The organism is Providencia sp. LY12 (genome assembly GCF_057621555.1).
Genome location: NZ_CM172594.1, coordinates 4031871 through 4050660, shown reverse-complemented (window position 1 = coordinate 4050660; position 18790 = coordinate 4031871). Strand labels below are relative to the sequence as shown.

Below are 18790 nucleotides of genomic sequence, written 5' to 3'. Positions count from 1 at the left end.
TTAACTTAAGAATAATATTGCTTAATAACTAAGATAATATTCAGTGTTTCGATTTTTACCTTAACGAAAAAATAGTGAAGTTCTGAAGATAGAATATCTTTAAATCTAAAGTTTTTTAATGGCAAGGTCAAAGTTAATATTTTTAAGTGAAAGTATTTTATTGAAAAAATAGACTTTTTAATTTTATCGATGATTGTTTTTGGATGGGTTTATTTGATGTTTTTTTAATTTAAATCAAAGCGATAAAAGATAATTCTTTTTTGATGGAATAAACTCTATTTTATTCTTTTTATTATCGAGTTTAGATGCTCGGTAATGGAAAGTGTAATAAATTGTAATTTATAAAAAATAAGAGAATAAAGTATGAAAATAAGAAAGAGAATAGAAAAATAAATAGCAAAGAAATCGTTTAATGATGACTATATAAAATAGTTTAAGAATTGAAGGGCAAAAAAGCTATTTTCACCCTTTAAAAACTAACTATTTTTTGGGACTTAGAATTCCGCTTAAGGCGAGATGTTGAATAAGCATAATGGTTTTGCCATCCATGATTTCACCATTTTTGATAGCGGCAAGCGCATTAGGGAATGACCATTCGATAACCTCAATATCTTCACCTTCATCAGCGAGTCCGCCACCATCACTTTGGCGGTCTTTATCACTGTATTGGGCAATGTAAAAATGCAGCTTTTCAGTGACGGAGCCTGGGCTCATAAAGGCTTCAAACACCTTTTCGATATTATCAATTTTATAGCCAGTCTCTTCTTCGGCTTCAGCAATAATTCTTGCTTCAGGGGAAGAGCCTTCAAGTAGTCCGGCAGCGGCTTCAATTAGCAACTGTTTATATCCAGAAACGTACATTGGCATACGGAATTGACGGATCAAGATAATGCTATTTTTGGATGTGTTATAAAGCAAAATGACAGCGCCATCGCCACGGTCATACACTTCACGCTCTTGTTTTTGCCAAGAACCGTCGTGTCGCTGTAATTCATAGGTATATTTTTTGAGAATGTACCAATTATCTGACAGTAATTTTTCGCTGATATTCCTAACTTGAGGCTGTTTCATAAATAAGTCGCACAGGGATAAGGTAAATTTAATCTAGCATTACAAATAGAAAGGGAAAATAGACAGTAAATAATAAAAAGCCAGTAAGGCTGTATTACTGGCTTTTTATCGAGATGGATTATTTGATGACTTGAAGTTGTTTAACGTCGATCTCTTTAGAATTCCAGTCTTTATCAACTTCACCGCGAATTTCGATTTTATCTTTCGGCGTGACGTTCACTCCATTGAAGCGTTTTTGGCTAATTTCAACGGTGATTGTGCCCGTGCCATCGGTGAATTCGTAATGTTTTTTGTCCAGTTGTTTAACGAGATTACCGCGTAAAACAACCCAGCTGTTGTCAGATAATTCAAGGGCTTTCGCAACCGTTGTTTCACTTGCATTTGGTCCGTTAAAACCGCCTTCTTGGGTTTTCATGGTTTCAGTGTTAGTGGTGTTGGCGACTTCACCTGGACCTGAAAAACCACCAGTAGCAGCAAAAACAGGAGCGGTAGCAAGGGCAGCGATTAAGGTGATTAAAGGTAATTTTTTCATTTTTGTTTCTCCACAAGTAACCAGAAATTTGGTCTATGGGATGTATTTAACCAAGTAAATCTTAACAGGATCTTAAGAAATCAAATTAATTAAATATATTTTTAATTTGGACAATCACCACTGGTCATCATGAATTTAATAAGATAAATATAACAATATTCGATGCGGAGGTTGAGTATGCGTATTTTATTAATAGAAGATGATCGATTAATTGGCGATGGTCTAAAAGTAGGGTTAACACAATTGGGGTTTACCCTTGATTGGTTTATGGATGGTAAACAAGGTCAACAAGCTTTGTTTGATGCCCCTTATGATGCAGTTGTGCTGGACTTATCACTTCCGCATATTGATGGTATGGATATTTTAAAATTCTGGCGTAAGCAAGGGCGTGATGAGCCTGTTTTGATTCTGACGGCGCGGGATGCCCTTGAGCAACGGGTCAATGGGTTACAACAAGGAGCTGATGATTATCTGTGTAAGCCGTTTGCGCTTGCGGAGGTTGCAGCACGTTTGCAAGCGTTGATCCGTCGGCGTAGTGGGCAGCTATCACCCACTTTGGTACATGGTGATGTGGAGATGGATCCTTTAGCGATGACGGTCACCTATCAAGGAAATCCTGTGCAGTTGAAGGGTAAGGAGCTGGCGCTATTATCATTATTTTTGCACAACCCGAAAAAAGTGCTGTCTCGTAGTGCGATAGAAGAAAAGTTGTATAACTGGGATGAAGAAGTCTCTAGTAACTCGGTTGAAGTTCATATTCACCACTTACGCCGTAAATTAGGCAGCAAGTTTATTCAAACTGTTCATGGTGTTGGTTATCGACTGGGTGATGAAGCATGAAAACGTTCAGCTTAAGGCTCAAATTGACTTTGATGTTATTGCTCCTCGCGGTAATGACGTGGGGAATTGCTAGCTCATTGGCATGGTATCAAACCTATAAAACCATTAACGAATTGTTTGATACTCAACAGATGGTATTTGCAAAGCGTTTATCGGTGTTGCCGACGGATATCGACTTGCCTCAAGCATCATTGAGTAAAACCAAAAAGTTATTGCGGAAAAATCGTGGAAGCCAAGACGATGACGCATTGGCATTTGCGATTTTTACTCCGAGTGGCGAAATGGTGCTCAATGATGGGGACAACGGACGTAAAATCGAGTTTCAATTTACGCGTGAAGGATTCAGCGAGGGAACACTCAAAGGTAGTGATGATGAGTGGCGCTTTGTTTGGCTTAAATCTATTGATAATCAATATATTATTGCAGTAGGGCAAGAATGGGAATACCGCCAAAGTATGGCTAATAGCATTATGTTTTCCCAGCTCATACCGTGGCTGGTGGCGCTACCGATAATGTTAATCGTATTTTTATGGTTACTCACTCGCGCATTAAAACCCCTACGGGATGTGGCTAAACAGCTACGGCAGAGAAAGCCGGATGAGCTGAGCCCAGTGATGGTGCCGACAATTCCTAGTGAAGCAAAGCCAATCCTAGATTCTCTGAACGGATTATTCGACAAAATAAATCACATGTTTGTTCGTGAACGGCAATTTACCTCTGATGCTGCCCATGAACTGCGTAGCCCTCTTGCTGCACTGAAAGTCCAAACCGAAGTGGTACAAATTGCTGGAAGTGACGAGGCGATTCGCCAACATGCAGTGTCTAATCTTTCAGAAGGGATTGACCGAGCCACTCGGCTAGTGGACCAGCTATTAACCTTATCCCGCTTAGAGTCTTCTAATCAATTAGATGATGTGAGTGAAGTGAGTTGGCAGGAATTAATTGAGCAAGCCGTTAAAGAGAGCGAGCTGGAAGCTCGGCAAAATCAGGTAACGTTGAAAATATCAATCATTGAAACGCCGCCGCCTTTTAAAGGGCAGAAACTTTTATTGTCCGTACTCTTAAGAAATCTTCTTCACAATGCTATCCGCTATGGTAAGGCTGCCGGTAAGGTTGAAGTCAATTTGTATCGCCACTATCTGGAAGTGAAAGATGATGGTGATGGGGTTTCTTCTGAGGTATTAGCGCGCTTAGGGGAGCGTTTCTATCGACCACCGGGACAAGAAAAAACGGGCAGTGGCTTAGGGTTATCAATTGTTAAACGCGTGGCTCAGTTACACCATCTCCATGTGACGTTTAATAATGTCACGGAAGGGGGCTTTTGTGTCACTGTTCGTTGGAATGCATAAGTTAGTCTATTTTATGCACAATATTGAATGAGGTTGTTGCAGAATAATTAGCTGAATTTTAATCTTATTGTGATGTGCTTTTGCGGTTATGTTCAACAGGAACTCATGATAGTAAAACAAATTCCTAAGCGTCAACATCAGTCGACGCTTAGGAAAACATTATGTTTATGATAACGAGAGCTGGAGTGGCTCTTTTCTTATCTGTTGAATGTTGGTTTCGCTAACTCTGGTTCTGTTAATTACGGCTTTTCTAATTCGGTGACAATCACGCTAATGGCTTTATTGATCTCTTGAGGCGTTAGCGCGCCATCTTTATAAAATAAGACATTACCTTGCTTGTTGAGAATGATAATGGCGGAACTCTCTGGCGCAAGGCTCCATGCATTCTTCACGACACCATCACTATCAACAATAAATTGGGAGTAAGGAAACTCTTTCTTGCTGTCTTCCACGCTGTTTTTTACAAATACACCGGTACCAAAAATTGAATCATCCGTATTGATAATGCTGGTGGTTTGGTATTTATCGTGAGGGAATTTGGCTTGTTTAATCGCTTCGATGAGCGGAGCATTAAGCTCTTTGGCGGAAGAGCGTCCTGCAATGTGTTGAATGGTGCGAACTTTGCCGGCAAGTTGCTGGCTCTTCCACGGTTGGTAATTGAATTTTCCCGCATTATCTAACTGTAATTCGCCTTTATCTGTGACGGTAACGGCGGGTACAGGTTGATTTAATTGAATATTAATCGCGAATCCCGTTGAAGATAAACCCAGTAAGCAGGTTAATAAAAGCAGTTTTTTTATCATAAAGGTACCTTTAGAAATCATTGTCATTGTTGTGTATAGGGTGAGGATTTCTGGTGCTGCTAGTTATAGCATAGCTCATCGGATGAGTGGCAAGATGAAAATTAACAAAATCGTAAAATTCAGCATAAAGATGAGGTTTAAGTATGATTTAACAGTATATTGACAATGTCATGTTGTGTCAGCATTTTGAATAAAATTGCAATTTCCGAACCAAAACAAAATTTTCTAGTCTATGATTATTGAACGATATGCAGTGAGGTATCGTCAGAACAACATGGAGATCAGTTCTAATGAAAATTTTTAAGCATTATAACCCATCGAAAATTGCTCTATACGTGAAAACACTATTCAGAGGTAGGCTCTACATTAAGGATTTTGGGGCTTTCGAATTCAATAATGGGAAGATTTTACCGCCAAAAGTGACTGATAAAACGCATTACAATGTAATGAATGAAGTGAACAAGCAAGTGGTATTACTGCGAGCTGAGTTGGGCTAAACAGGCTATTAGCCAGCTAAGTGTTAGGCTAACAACCTTCAAGCGCCTTAAGAATAACAACGCCACTGACAGTGGCGTGTTCATATTTGGCTATCAGTGGTTATTTTGAGTATGTGACGTATCTTCACTACCCGCAGTACCTGGCTGAACGACAACCGCGGACGGTGTATTCGTGATACGCGTGACCAGCAGTTGATCAATCTTGTAGTTATCAATATCGACCACTTCAAATTTGTAGCCCGCATATTTCACATAATCAGTGCGTTTCGGCATCTTTCTCAAGCGATACATCATAAAGCCTGCGATGGTTTCGTAGTTGCTGAAATCTGGGAATTCATCGATATCAAGGATACGTTGAACATCCTCAATTGGCGTTCCCCCATCAACCAACCATGAATTCTCATCACGGGTAATAATTTGCTCTTCTTGCCCCGGACCAATCAAGTCACCCATTAAGGTGATCATCACGTCATTGATGGTAATAACTCCCATCACTAAGGCATATTCGTTCAGGATAACGGCAAAATCGACGCCACTATTTTTAAAGGCTTCTAAGGTATCAGACAGAGATAAGGTATCCGGAAGCATTAATGTGTTCTGGATATGTACACCGTCACGTAAGCTCAGGCTTTGACCATTTAATACGCGGTTGAGGAGCTCTTTGGAATCTACATAACCAATCACATGGTCGATATCCCCTGCACAAACTAAAAACTTCGAATGTGGCTGAGTGGAGATTTTGTGTTTGATGCTCTCTTCAGATTCGTCTTTATCAAAGAAAATGATGTTTTCTCGTGGTGTCATCGCCGATGGAACGGTACGGGACTCAAGTTCAAACACATTTTCAATAAGTTCGTGCTCTTGTTTACGCAACACCCCAGCGACAGCGCCCGCTTCAACAACAGCAAAGATATCATCAGAAGTAATGTCTTCATTACGTGCAGTGGGTAATTTGAACAGTTTGAAAAATAAGTTCGCTAAGCCGTTAAAGAACCATACGAGCGGGCTTAACACCACTAAGCAGAAACGCATTGGGTTAACAATGCGTATAGCGATAGCTTCAGGTTTTACCATTCCAATACGTTTTGGTGTTAAGTCAGCCACCAGAATAAATAAGCTGGTTACGATGGTAAATGACAGGATAGAAGCGGTTTGCTGTGCCCATGCCGGGGATAAGAATTTAATGAATAGCTCTTGCAATGCAGGAGCGAATGCAGATTCACCCACAATACCGGCTAAAATCGCGACGGCGTTTAAGCCAATTTGTACAACGGTGAAGAACATGCCCGGCATTTCTTGTAGTTTGAGAACGCGAGCGGCGTTAATGTTGCCTTCGTCGGCCATTAACTTCAATTTAATACGGCGAGAAGCTGCCAATGAAATTTCGGACAGCGAAAAAAATGCGCTGATTGCACATAATAAAAGAACGATAAGTAAACTGTTTAGCATAAATTATCCAACCCTCTAGGTAGTGAATTGTCACTTCTTGAAATCCTAAAGGCAATGTAAGGGTATTCCATTTCAATATTAATTAGCGCCTTAGCGCGGTGGGTATCGCGCTAAGTATAGCACTAGCCTATTTTATCTGGCTATATATTCGTCATTATAATGTCATTCAAGATGGAAGACAGACCCCAATGCCACCAAGCCCACAATAGCCGTTGGGATTTTTATACAGATATTGCTGGTGATAATCCTCAGCAAAATAGAAGGTTTCGAGTGGTCGAATCTCGGTGGTAATCGGGCGGTTATCCTGCTTTTCAGCCATCGCCTGTTGGTAAGCTTCGCGGGTTTGTATCGCCAGTTGGTACTGTTCATCTGACACGGTGTAAATTGCTGAGCGATATTGGGTGCCAATATCATTACCTTGGCGCATGCCTTGGGCTGGGTCGTGATTTTCCCAAAATAGCGTTAGCAGCTGAGCAAATGAAATGATTTCAGGGTCAAAAACCACGCGAACGATTTCAGTATGTCCGGTTAATCCGGTACACACTTCTTCATAGGTTGGATTCGGTGTGAGACCACCGCTGTAACCTGCAGATGTCGTATAAATTCCCGTTTGTTGCCAAAATAATCGTTCCACACCCCAGAAGCAACCCATTGCAAAATAAGCAATTTCCATATTCTTAGGAATAATCTCAATCGAATGATGGGTCACTGCATGGTAAGGTGACAACGCCATTGACGAGTGACGCCCCGGAAGTGCTTGAAATTCATTATCGGACTGAAATTGATTAAAAGTCATAACGATTCCTAAATACAATCTGTATAGAAATAAAGTAAAAATTGGGATAAAAACTTGTGTCAGTGGTCTATTTTACTCAAAATAAGTCGTTGTTGAATAATAAGCCAAATTGTCTATCACCCTAGGAGCAGGCGTGTCGAAATATCTTACCCTTTGTGTAGTATGCCTAACAACGGCGGTACCAGCGGTATTTGCTGCGAATCTACGCCTTAATATTGAAGGGCTTGAAGGGCAACTCAACCAGAATGTCCGTATTCAGCTTTCTAATATTTCACAAGATGAAGTCGTTGCAAATGGACGTTTTCGTGCTCGAGTAGAAAAAGCGATTCGTGAAGGGTTAAAACCACTGGGATATTATGAACCTACAGTAGAATTTAGCTATGAAGAGAAAACCCCGCCAGCACGTTCAATTTTGACGGCCAAGGTTTCTCCGGGGGAGCCTATTCTTCTACAAGGTGTCAATGTGGTGTTAGAAGGGGGAGCGAAAACAGACCCTGATTACGCCAAGATGCTGAAAAAAAGCACGCCGAAATATGGCATCATCCAAAATGATGGTGATTATGAAGACTTCAAAGGTAAATTTAGCAGCCTAGCTATCCGTAAAGGGTATTTCGATGCCATGATGGAAAAAAGCCAGCTAGGCATTTCTGTTGATCATCATGCTGCTTATTGGGATTTTGATTTTAACAGTGGTGAGCGCTACCGTTTTGGTAAATTAACCTTTGAAGGCTCGCAAATTCGCAAGGATTACCTCGAAAACCTTTCTCCTTTTAAAGAAGGGGAATATTACACGTCAGAACAGCTTGCCGAATATAACCAACGTTTAGCATCAACAGGATGGTTCAACTCTGCGCTAGTCACGCCGAATATTCAAAAAGCTCGTGAGGAGCATACGGATCTATTACCCATGGAAGGGGTCATGATCCCAAGAGCGCAAAACTTCCTTGAGTTGGGTGGTGGTTACGCGACCGATGTGGGGCCTCGCGTAAAAGCGATATGGAACAAGCCGTGGATAAACTCACGGGGACAAAGTTTAACCTCCAGCATTAGTCTCTCTCAGCCGGAACAGCTGATTGATGCCAGCTACAAAATTCCACTCAAAGCGAATCCTCTAGAGCAATATTATGCGATTCAAGGTGGGTTCAAACGCACGGATTTGAACGATACTCAATCGAATACCACCACACTGAACGTGTCTCGTAATTGGGATTATTCAAGTGGTTGGCAGTATGGCGTGAATATGCGCTGGATGTTGAGTAACTTTACCCAAGCGGATGTGACCAACACCACGATGTTGCTGTATCCGGGGGCAAACGTCAGCCGAATTCGTCAAAAAGGTGGCGTGATGCCAACCTGGGGTGATAGCCAGCGCTATTCTATCGATTACTCCAATAAAATATGGGGTTCGGATATCGACTTCCTGGTATTACAAGCCAAGAATGTGTGGATCCGTACTCCATGGGAAGGACATCGATTTGTCGTACGTGGAAACCTTGGTTGGATTGAAACCAATAACTTTGACAAAGTCCCGCCAGACTTACGTTTCTTCGCAGGGGGTGACGGTAGTGTCCGTGGTTATGGTTATCAAAAAATCTCCCCAGAAGATAGTAGCGGTAAGCTTACCGGGGCATCTAAGCTGGCGGTTGGATCCGTCGAATATCAATATAATTTCACGGGTAACTGGTGGGGAGCCACCTTTATTGATAGCGGTGAAGCGGTAGACGATTTCAAAAATAGTGATTTTAAAACCGGTGCCGGTGTGGGGATCCGTTGGGTTTCCCCGGTTGGACCGATTAAATTTGATTTAGCCAAGCCTATTGGTGACCCAGATAATAACAAAATTCAGTTTTACATCGGATTGGGGACAGAACTATGAAATGGATGAAATGGCTAAAGTGGATTGCAATCACCATTTTATTATTGTTAGTTCTGGTCGTTGGTGCGCTGTATTGGGTTTTGGGTACTAAATCGGGCCTGCATTTTGCGTTGAACTCCGCCACACGTTTTGTACCTGAACTGACTATTGGCTCCATTGATGGTGATATTAACGATTTAACGCTCTCTGGCGTGAAGTACCAAATGCCAGGTGTGGATGTGGATGCGAAGAAAATCCACCTTGCATTACGTTTAAAGTGCCTGACCAGCCGTGAAGTCTGCATTGATGATTTATCAACAGAAAGCGTGATGGTGAATGTGGATACTAGCCAATTCCCGCCGTCTGAAGAAACTCCGCCTTCTGAGCCGCTAACAGAACTGAATGCCCCGCTAACCATTCGTTTGGCTCAATTAGCGTTGGTTGATACTCATGTTAATGTCGATGGGACTGTGATTGATCTCGACAAATTCGCCACAGGGATCACATGGCAAAAAAGAGCTATCGAAATCACGCCAACCGATATTATTAACCTTGCTATAAGCTTACCGCCTAGTGAGCTGGCTGAGGCGCCAAAACCAGTTGAACCCGTCGTGCCTGAAGGTGAGCAGCCATCCCTTGGTGATCAGCTTAAAACGTTATTTTCTAAGCCGCTATTAGCGGAGCTACCTGAAATTATCCTACCGGTTGACTTGAATGTTGAGGGGATCAATGCCTCTAATTTCCAATTAAAAGGCGACACGGACATTACGATTAATAGCCTGAATTTGAAGTTAGAAAATGAAGGGCAGAATGTTTTATTAAAGCAGCTAAAAGTCGATGCACCGCAAGGTAATGTTGCGGTTTCTGGATCGATTTCTTTGCAAGAAAAATGGCCAGTCGCGCTATCCGTTATTGGTGAAAGCCGCCTTGAAGATTTAAATGGACAGAAAGTCGATTTAACGCTTAAAGGTGGACTGATGGATGAGCTGATGCTGGCATTGAATCTGAATGGTCCAATTACGGCGACACTAGAAGCTCAGACCGATTTAGCGCAGGCAGATTTTCCGATTGAGTTGACTTTAGAAAGCAAAAAATTAACTTGGCCGCTGGTGGGAGAAAGCCAATATAAGCTTGATGACACTCGCTTACGCTTAAATGGTCGTCCTTCTAGCTATGACCTTTCATTACGTTCAGCCATCACGGGGCAAGACCTACCGCCATCTAAGTTATTATTAGATGCGAAAGGGAACGAAGAAAAAATTGATTTAACCCGTTTACGCTTATCCGCATTGCAAGGTAATGCAGACCTATCCGGGGTGGCTGATTGGAGTAAAGCTATTAGCTGGAATATGGTGCTGACGTTATCAGGTATTAATACGGCGAAGCAATATCCAGAATGGCCAGCGAAAGTTGAAGGGAAAATTGCCACGCGAGGCAGCCTATATGGTGGAAGCTGGCAGTTAGAGATCCCTGAAATCACCTTAGATGGTAATGTTAAACAGCACATCTTAAAGGCGCGTGGGCAAGCTAAAGGAAATGCCGCAGGGCAATGGAATATCCCAGACTTTAACCTCTTGCTGGGCAAAAACAGCGTGAATGTGAAGGGCTCTTTAGCGGATAAATGGAACCTTGATGCCAAAATTAATGCCCCAGCATTGAATGGGTTAGTGCCAGGATTAGGCGGCGTGATCATTGGGGATCTCAAACTTCGCGGTGATTTACAAGCCCCACAAGCGCTGGCGGATTTAACGGCGCGTGGCGTGAAATGGCAAGATTTAACTGTTGAGACCACCACCATTAAAGGTAACGTAGCAACGGGTGACCAAATCAAAGGTGATTTATCTGTGGTGGTGCGCGGATTGCGCCAAGCGGATTTAGCCATTAGTAACCTAACGCTAGATGCTAAAGGGACTGAAAAACAGCATACGTTAAAACTGAATGTGACGGGCAAACCAGTTTCTGGACAGCTCGCGCTGGCAGGGGGCTTTGATCGTCAAACGGAAGTGTGGAAAGGTAACTTAAGCAATACCTTATTTGATACTGAGGTTGGGGAATGGCGCCTGAATCAAGCCATGTCCTTGAACTACAATAACACCACGCAAGAAGTGGTCATTGGTAGCCATTGCTGGGTCAACCCGAATGCTCGCGTGTGTGTACCGAAGCCGGTTAAAGCGGGTAAAAGTGGTAGCGCTGATATTGTATTAGAACGTTTTGACCTTGCAATGATCAAACCGTTTATGCCAAGTGATACTCGCGTAAATGGGGTATTCACCGGGCGTGCAAATGCTATTTGGAAAGCGGATGGTAGCCTGCCGCAAGTGAAAGTGGATTTGAGCGGTGATGGAGTCAAAGTCGTGCAGTTTGTTGATGGTGCACGTTTACCTATCGCGTTTGATACGCTGACATTAAATGCAGGTATGAAGAATGGTCGCGCGGATCTGAACTGGCTGTTGAAAATCGCAGACAACGGTCAATTTAAAGGTAATGTGCAAATTTCTGACCTCGAAAGAAAGCGCTTACTCTCCGGCAACATTGAAATTAACGCCATTACATTAGGTTTAATTAAACCGCTACTTGGCGAAAAAGACATTGCGAATGGCAACCTGAATGCAAATCTACGTGTTGGTGGCTCGGCGCATAACCCGCTAATGAACGGTAATGTCACGTTATCTGGGTTAGAAGTGAAGTCTGGGCTGATCCCGTTTGATATCCAAAATAGCCAATTAGCAGTTAACTTTAATGGTACCAGTTCCGTGATGACTGGGCAGATCAAAACGCCAGAGGGTTACCTGAATATCGATGGTGATGCGGATTGGCGCAACATTGATGCATGGCGAGCGAAAGTATTGGCAAGAGGGAATAACTTACGAGTTTCTCTGCCGCCAATGATCAAAATTGATGTGCAGCCTGACTTGATTCTGGAAGCGTCGCCGAAATTGCTGACCTTAAATGGTAGCGTCACTATTCCATGGGCGCGTATTACGGTGCAAGAATTACCTGAGTCTGCGGTGAGTGCGTCTTCGGATGTGGTCATGCTGGATGACCAGCTAAAACCGATCAATCCGAAACAGTCGTCGATTCCAATTCAAACCAATTTAAATATTAATATTGGCAATGATGTGCGTCTGGATGCATTCGGATTAAAAGCTCGGTTAACTGGGTTATTAAAAGTTGCTCAGGATAAACAAGGGTTAAGCTTAAATGGCCAGGTAGATATTCCATCAGGACGTTTCCGCGCTTATGGGCAAGATTTGATTGTGCGTAAAGGGCTGATTCAATTCTCGGGACCTGCTGATCAGCCGTTCTTAAATTTAGAAGCAATTCGTAATCCTGAAAACACCGCCGATGATGTGATTGCCGGTGTGAAGGTAACAGGACTTGCCGATAAACCAAAAGTTGAGATATTCTCTGAGCCCGCAAAAACCCAGCAAGAGGCACTTTCCTATCTGTTAAGAGGGGAAGGGCTCGATAGCGGTGATGCGAATGGGTCACAAATGACCTCGATGTTGATCGGGTTGGGGGTTGCTCAAAGTGGTCAATTGGTAGGTAAAATTGGTGAAACATTTGGAGTGTCAGATTTAGCCGTCGATACGCAAGGGGTGGGTGACAGTTCGAAAGTGGTTGTGAGTGGGAAAATTACGAACGACTTGCAAGTTAAGTATGGAGTTGGCATATTTGATTCTTTAGCGACGCTCACTTTACGCTATAGGGTCATGCCGAAACTGTTTTTAGAAGCCGTTTCTGGCGTTAATCAGGCTTTGGACCTGCTTTATCAATTCGAGTTTTAATATATGCGTATCATTGTTTATGGCAGTTTAAGGCGCAAGCAAGGGAATCATCACTGGATGACTTATGCTCAGCTGCTAGGTGAGCATAAGCTAGAAGGCTATGAACTGTATGACCTTGGATATTATCCAGCGGTTATCAGAGGGAATGGCACGATTGAATGCGAGGTTTATCGTATCAATCCGTCTATTCTGACTGAGTTAGACGAACTGAAGAAAAATTCACAAGATTATGAGCGTGAGTTAATTCCAACACCTTACGGTAATGCGTGGATTTATCTCTATAAACACTCAGTTGAAGGCCTGCCTAAAATCAAAAGTGGTGATTGGCTAAAGCGCCATGAAGAAGAGTAATCAGTAGTTTATCTGTATGAGTCATCAAGAAAAACGCCGAGCACTGAAGATTCAGTGGTCGGCGTTTTTTATGGATGTTAAGCGTGGCTCATGGCTTTGAGCATTTTTACAAACTCATCAATATGATGGCGTTCTGTCGTTGGGTTCATAAAGACCGCTTTTTCACCCGGTATATAAACAAAACGGTTATGTTCCGCATAAGTCGAACAGGCGATGGAATCCACCCAATTGGTGAATAGCCCGGCTTTACCGCGTGCTAAGAACAGATTGCGGTGCCATTTGCTATTTCTAATCATGGTTTCATAAGCGGCTTTATCGCTCGCACAACTTAATTCATAGTTAAAAATGTCCTGTGGATCCGCATTCAATTTAGGGGAATAAAGGCGAAAGCCGACACTAGGTCCTTGGTTTTGAGGCACCATGACTGCGGTATTTTCCATTTCAATTAACTGGTTGCGCATGTAGTTAGCATTTTGTAGGCAGTGAGCAATAATGGTTTGGTACCCTTCAATGCCAAGATAATGCAGCCCTGCATAGGCGCCAAAGATCCCAACTCCACTGCGGCTACATTCAATGGTGGATTGCAAGTGAGTTTGCCCTTCTAAATCATGTTCAAAGTACGTGAAGTTTTCCGGTGAGTTTTCAAGGGCTTTGAAGTCATTGCCATCACGTACCATCACTAAGCTCGAGGTGTAAGGAACATAGCCCCATTTGTGGAAGTCGATAGTGATGGAATCGGCATATTTAAGCTGTTTGAATTTTTCTACAGTGTGGCGTAATCCAAACAGTGTGGCTTCATTGATAGCAAGCGGGTTAGTATTAAAATCATAATTAATAAAGAAAATTATTGGCCAGCCGACGGCTGCATCCACGTGAATATGCGGTTTTTCTGTTACTTCGAACTCTTCACACAGGCGGTTTCGCAATTCATAAACTTGTTTTATTTCATCGACACCAAAGGTATCTGTGGTACCTGCGGTTAATAAGATCACGGGGATCTTGCAGTGAACGGTATAACAGGCGCGGATCTGTTGCTCTAAGTCATACAAGTCGATGGTGTTGTCCGAGGCGACTTTAATACGAATGGTTTTGTTTTGAATATCCACCCCCAGTAATGACAGGTTAGTCATGTTGGAGTAGTGGCCGCCTTGGGAGTTGATAATCCGGTAGTCTTGATCCACAGACATACCCAGTTGGCGAGAATCTTTTAATGTTTTGCGAATGCCAAATAGGTAACCATATAAATTACACATGGTCCCGCCTTGAGTGAACAATCCAGAAGCTTGATTTTCATCATAACCAATTAAGTTAGCGACTTGTTTAATCACTGTTTTTTCCATGGAATCGGCGACGCCGGAATATTCGCAATAAACCATGTTGGGATTGCCTAAAAGACCAAGCATAGAGCCATATAATGCAGGGTCTGAAGGCATCGCAATCACGTTTTCGACGGACAACGGGTTTTCCCAGTTTTTACATAATGCGGAAGCAAAAGCTAGCAGGGTATCTTGCTGATTTCCGGGTAAATTAATTTGCTGCTGGACATGGGATTGCTGAGCCAATTGATTGAACCACTGAGCGCCATTTGGATATTGATTGATTAACTGATTGTCTGCGAGTGTGGTTTTGCGAAATTGGGTGATAGCTTGGATTTTTGGGTCATTAAAAATAGGCCATTTATTTGGATCGCGGCTAAAAAAGTTTGCCACAATATTGTGGTACTGCTGTTCGAATTCGGGTGTGAGTAGGTTCGCACTTTGGCGAGCAAGAAGCTCTGATTGATTCACGCTAGACTCCCATTTACATTTATACAATTAATGATTTATGTAAATACTCTACACCTGAATCTATATTGATTTAAATAATATCAAATTGACTAATTCATCTGGTTTATCATCATAACATCATGATAATAAATAAGTTAAAAGTCATTCTAGTTATTTTTTACTAAGAAAATATATTCCTATATTGATAAGCCAATCACAGATTTATAATCTGAGTAATATTTAATTTTAATTGATATTATTTCGAATTTTCCGCTAAAATCAGTCAATTAATTTAATGATTGTTAAATATTCAGGAATTTAATTCTGGTTTTATTTTGGGTTATATAACTACCGATATATATATCTGAATATTATAAAATTGTGAAAAAATATTAATATTGTAAGGGGAAGGTATAGGTAAAAAAAAGCACTGGTCAAAACCAGTGCTTTTCTATCCACAGAAGGGATTAATTATTTCTTTGCAGCGCGTTCGAAAGAAGCGATGATTTCAGCTTTAGCTGCTTCTGCATTCTCCCAACCGTCAACTTTAACCCACTTACCTTTTTCTAAATCTTTGTAATGCTCAAAGAAGTGGGTGATTTGCGCACGCAGCAGTTCAGGAATGTCGTTCACATCTTTGATGTGATCGTATTCTTTGCTCAGTTTAGTGTGCGGTACTGCAACTAATTTCGCATCTTCACCAGATTCGTCAGTCATTTTCAGTACGCCAACTGGACGGCAACGGATGACTGAACCTGGTTGTAATGGGTATGGAGTTGGTACTAAAACATCAACTGGGTCACCATCTAAAGACAGGGTGTTGTTGATATAACCGTAGTTGCACGGATAGAACATCGCAGTAGACATGAAACGGTCTACAAACAGTGCGCCAGATTCTTTATCAACTTCATATTTGATTGGATCAGCGTTAGCTGGGATTTCGATGATTACGTAGATATCTTCAGGCAGTTCTTTACCTGCCGGTACATTGTTCAGGCCCATTAAAATGTATCCTTATGAGTGCTTAAAATAACGTGGGGGACATTATAGCCGCAAAGAGAGGTAAAACTCACTAGTTGGAGAGAAATTCAGTCAAAAAAGGCGAGAGAGTCTCGCCTTCAGGTCAAACGGAATGTTTGATTATTCTGCGTCTGGGTACTCACGCATGAAGGATTCCGCTTTCTCAACCATGGCTTTCGTTCCCACAAAGAACGGCACACGTTGGTGCAGCTTGGTTGGGATGATGTCTAACACACGGTTAGTACCATCACTTGCTTTACCGCCCGCTTGTTCCGCTAAGAATGAAATTGGGTTGCATTCGTACAGAAGGCGAAGTTTACCGGTTGGGTGGCTAGCGGTGCTTGGGTAAATATAAATACCGCCTTTGAGTAAGTTACGGTGGAAGTCCGCCACTAAAGAGCCGATATAACGCGTGGTATATGGGCGGTGGGTTGCTTCATCCTGCTCTTGGCAATATTTGATGTATTTCTTAACGCCGATAGGGAACTTGATGTAGTTACCTTCGTTAATGGAATACATTTTACCTTCTGCTGGGAACATGACTTTTTCATGAGACAGACAGAATACACCTAATGATGGGTCGTAGGTGAAGGCATGAACGCCAAAACCAGTGGTGTATACCAGCATGGTTGATGAACCGTAAACCACATAGCCCGCAGCAACTTGGCGGTTACCTGGTTGTAAGAAGTCAGCTTCTGTAACCGGTTGGCCAATTGGGGTAATACGGTGATAGATAGAGAAGATTGTTCCAACGGAAACGTTTACATCGATATTCGAAGAACCATCCAGAGGGTCCATTAAAACGACATATTTCGCGTTTTCTGCACGGTCACCTTCGAAAATGACGATTTCATCTTCTTCTTCTGAGGCGATACCGGCGACTTCTCCGCGCGCTTTCAAAGCCGCTTTCAGTTTTTCGTTTGCATACAGGTCAAGCTTCATCTGAACTTCACCTTGAACATTCGAAACACCGCTTGTGCCGAGAATGTCAACGAGTCCAGCTTTGTTAATATCACGATGGATAATTTTAGCGCCCAGTTTGATTGCTGACAGTAATGCAGTCAGCTCACCTGTTGCATGAGGAAAATCTTGTTGCTTTTCGACGATGAATTCGCCTAATGTTTTCATGACGAAGGTCCTGAATAAAATTGACAGAAATTTGCGGGTCTTTATTGTACCCTCGGGCGGAGAGTTTATCTAAATAAAGAAAAGATTAATAGGCTAATACATTTATAAACCTGTGATTGATGAGTAGAATAGTGACAAACCTCATGCTATTGGATGGAAAAGAATGCACATACATATTTTAGGCATATGCGGAACCTTTATGGGCAGCTTAGCCATTTTGGCTCGTTCGTTAGGGCACAAAGTGACTGGATCTGACGCAAACGTCTACCCACCGATGAGTACATTGCTTGAAAAACAAGGCATTGAACTAATTCAAGGATTCGACCCTGCGCAGTTAGAGCCAACCCCTGATATGGTGGTGATTGGGAATGCGATGACCCGTGGAAATCCATGCGTTGAAGCCGTATTAGAACGTGGTTTACCTTATACTTCAGGACCACAATGGCTCCATGATCATGTTCTTCCTGAGCGCTGGGTATTAGCCGTTGCAGGGACTCACGGTAAAACAACAACCGCGGGGATGCTGGCGTGGATCCTGCAAGACTGTGGTTATGAACCAGGCTTTCTGATTGGCGGTGTTCCGGGGAACTTTGATGTTTCGTCCCAGATTGGTAAAAGCCCTTTCTTTGTTATTGAAGCGGATGAATATGATTGCGCGTTCTTTGATAAGCGATCCAAATTCGTACATTACAGCCCTAAGACGCTGATTTTGAATAACCTCGAATTCGACCACGCGGATATTTTTGAAAATCTCGAAGCGATTCAAAAACAATTCCATCACTTGGTTCGCATTGTGCCAAGTAGCGGCAAAATCTTTATGCCAAGTAACGACAATAATCTCAAGCAAGTGATGAATATGGGGTGTTGGAGTGAACAAGAATTGGTGGGAGAAAACGGTGAGTGGCATGCCGTGAAACTCAATCATGATGGCAGCCAGTTCGAAGTGTATTACCAGCAGCAAAAAGTGGGTGAAGTAAACTGGTCTCAAGTAGGTAATCATAATATCCAAAATGGTTTGATGGCGATTGCTGCTGCGCACCATGTTGGCGTACCTGCGAAAGAAGCTTGTTTAGCATTGGATAAATTTATTAACGCCCGTCGCCGTCTTGAGTTACGTGGTGTTGAAAATAATGTCAGTGTTTATGATGACTTCGCTCATCATCCAACGGCAATTTTAGCGACGTTAGAAGCATTACGTAGCAAAGTAGGTGGTACTTCTCGCATTATTGCTGTGCTGGAACCTCGTTCAAATACCATGAAAATGGGGATCAGTAAGAATGATATCGCGCCAGCTTTAGGGCGTGCAGATGAAGTTTTCTTATTCCAACCTAGCAATATTCCGTGGATGGTCACTGAAATTGCAGAGCATTGTGTGCAGCCTGCGCGTTGGCACGCAGATATTGATACTCTCGCCAATATGGTGGTTGAGACGGCTCAGCCCGGTGACCATATCCTGGTGATGAGTAATGGCGGTTTTGGTGGTATTCATGAAAAACTGCTGGTAGGACTAAAACATAAAGCCGAAGCCAAATCTGACGAATAGTC

Annotated in this window: 15 protein-coding genes; 7 read left to right on the top strand and 8 right to left on the bottom strand. The window is 42.4% G+C overall.

Features of this window, described 5'->3' with window-relative positions; all coding sequences use genetic code 11:
* Window positions 1-480: 480 nt before the first annotated feature.
* Together ACY3ZI_RS19165 and ACY3ZI_RS19160 are read right to left on the bottom strand one after the other, a co-directional pair.
* Window positions 481-1071 (bottom strand): NUDIX domain-containing protein, encoded by a 591-nt coding sequence (locus tag ACY3ZI_RS19165; RefSeq protein ID WP_487375712.1) that lies wholly within the window; start codon window positions 1069-1071, stop codon window positions 481-483.
* A gap of 118 nt (window positions 1072-1189) precedes the next feature.
* A complete protein-coding gene (locus tag ACY3ZI_RS19160; protein ID WP_487375711.1) occupies window positions 1190-1603 on the bottom strand; it encodes a YgiW/YdeI family stress tolerance OB fold protein in 414 nt (137 codons plus the stop codon).
* 177 nt (window positions 1604-1780) lie between these two features.
* Here ACY3ZI_RS19160 and qseB point away from each other — a divergent pair, with 177 nt between their 5' ends.
* Both qseB and qseC read left to right on the top strand, forming a co-directional pair.
* Window positions 1781-2443 carry a quorum sensing response regulator transcription factor QseB gene (gene qseB, locus ACY3ZI_RS19155; protein ID WP_036948983.1) on the top strand — a complete coding sequence of 221 codons (663 nt, stop codon included), beginning with the start codon at window positions 1781-1783 and terminating at the stop codon, window positions 2441-2443.
* Window positions 2440-3792, top strand: coding sequence for a quorum sensing histidine kinase QseC (gene qseC, locus ACY3ZI_RS19150; protein ID WP_487375710.1), 1353 nt, complete (start codon window positions 2440-2442; stop codon window positions 3790-3792). Before qseB ends, qseC begins: the two co-directional genes overlap by 4 nt.
* Before the next feature lie 239 nt (window positions 3793-4031).
* Here the strand turns inward: qseC and ACY3ZI_RS19145 are convergent, their stop codons facing one another.
* Entirely contained in the window at window positions 4032-4595 is a 564-nt protein-coding gene (locus tag ACY3ZI_RS19145; protein WP_211886866.1) for a YtfJ family protein, read from the bottom strand.
* Between the two features lie 290 nt (window positions 4596-4885).
* On the opposite strand from ACY3ZI_RS19145, the gene ACY3ZI_RS19140 reads away from it, so the two are divergent.
* The gene (locus ACY3ZI_RS19140) at window positions 4886-5092 is read left to right on the top strand and encodes a DUF1107 domain-containing protein (protein WP_036948988.1); all 207 of its coding nucleotides are present in this window, start codon (window positions 4886-4888) and stop codon (window positions 5090-5092) included.
* Window positions 5093-5185: 93 nt separating this feature from the next.
* On the opposite strand, the gene paeA is transcribed toward ACY3ZI_RS19140, so the two are convergent.
* The gene (gene paeA, locus ACY3ZI_RS19135; RefSeq protein ID WP_132496349.1) at window positions 5186-6541 is read right to left on the bottom strand and encodes a polyamine export protein PaeA; all 1356 of its coding nucleotides are present in this window, start codon (window positions 6539-6541) and stop codon (window positions 5186-5188) included.
* Between the two features lie 166 nt (window positions 6542-6707).
* The gene (gene msrA / locus ACY3ZI_RS19130; protein ID WP_487375709.1) at window positions 6708-7337 is read right to left on the bottom strand and encodes a peptide-methionine (S)-S-oxide reductase MsrA; all 630 of its coding nucleotides are present in this window, start codon (window positions 7335-7337) and stop codon (window positions 6708-6710) included.
* 133 nt (window positions 7338-7470) lie between these two features.
* On the opposite strand from msrA, the gene tamA reads away from it, so the two are divergent.
* The 3 genes from tamA to ACY3ZI_RS19115 are packed head-to-tail and all read left to right on the top strand — an operon-like array spanning window position 7471 to window position 13331.
* The gene (tamA, locus tag ACY3ZI_RS19125) at window positions 7471-9213 is read left to right on the top strand and encodes an autotransporter assembly complex protein TamA (protein ID WP_036948997.1); all 1743 of its coding nucleotides are present in this window, start codon (window positions 7471-7473) and stop codon (window positions 9211-9213) included.
* Window positions 9210-12980 (top strand): autotransporter assembly complex protein TamB, encoded by a 3771-nt coding sequence (tamB, locus tag ACY3ZI_RS19120; protein WP_487375708.1) that lies wholly within the window; start codon window positions 9210-9212, stop codon window positions 12978-12980. Before tamA ends, tamB begins: the two co-directional genes overlap by 4 nt.
* A 3-nt stretch (window positions 12981-12983) precedes the next feature.
* Window positions 12984-13331: a gamma-glutamylcyclotransferase family protein gene (locus ACY3ZI_RS19115; protein ID WP_132496352.1), complete on the top strand. Its 348-nt coding sequence runs from the start codon at window positions 12984-12986 to the stop codon at window positions 13329-13331.
* Between the two features lie 77 nt (window positions 13332-13408).
* On the opposite strand, the gene ACY3ZI_RS19110 is transcribed toward ACY3ZI_RS19115, so the two are convergent.
* From ACY3ZI_RS19110 to fbp, 3 genes are all read right to left on the bottom strand, one after another.
* Window positions 13409-15118, bottom strand: coding sequence for a pyridoxal phosphate-dependent decarboxylase family protein (locus tag ACY3ZI_RS19110; RefSeq protein ID WP_487375707.1), 1710 nt, complete (start codon window positions 15116-15118; stop codon window positions 13409-13411).
* Between the two features lie 450 nt (window positions 15119-15568).
* A complete protein-coding gene (gene ppa / locus ACY3ZI_RS19105; protein ID WP_006658000.1) occupies window positions 15569-16099 on the bottom strand; it encodes an inorganic diphosphatase in 531 nt (176 codons plus the stop codon).
* A gap of 138 nt (window positions 16100-16237) precedes the next feature.
* Complete coding sequence (gene fbp, locus ACY3ZI_RS19100) at window positions 16238-17245, bottom strand: class 1 fructose-bisphosphatase (protein WP_487375706.1); 1008 nt, start codon at window positions 17243-17245, stop codon at window positions 16238-16240.
* Between the two features lie 163 nt (window positions 17246-17408).
* On the opposite strand from fbp, the gene mpl reads away from it, so the two are divergent.
* Window positions 17409-18788: a UDP-N-acetylmuramate:L-alanyl-gamma-D-glutamyl-meso-diaminopimelate ligase gene (gene mpl, locus ACY3ZI_RS19095; RefSeq protein ID WP_211886873.1), complete on the top strand. Its 1380-nt coding sequence runs from the start codon at window positions 17409-17411 to the stop codon at window positions 18786-18788.
* Window positions 18789-18790: the final 2 nt, after the last annotated feature.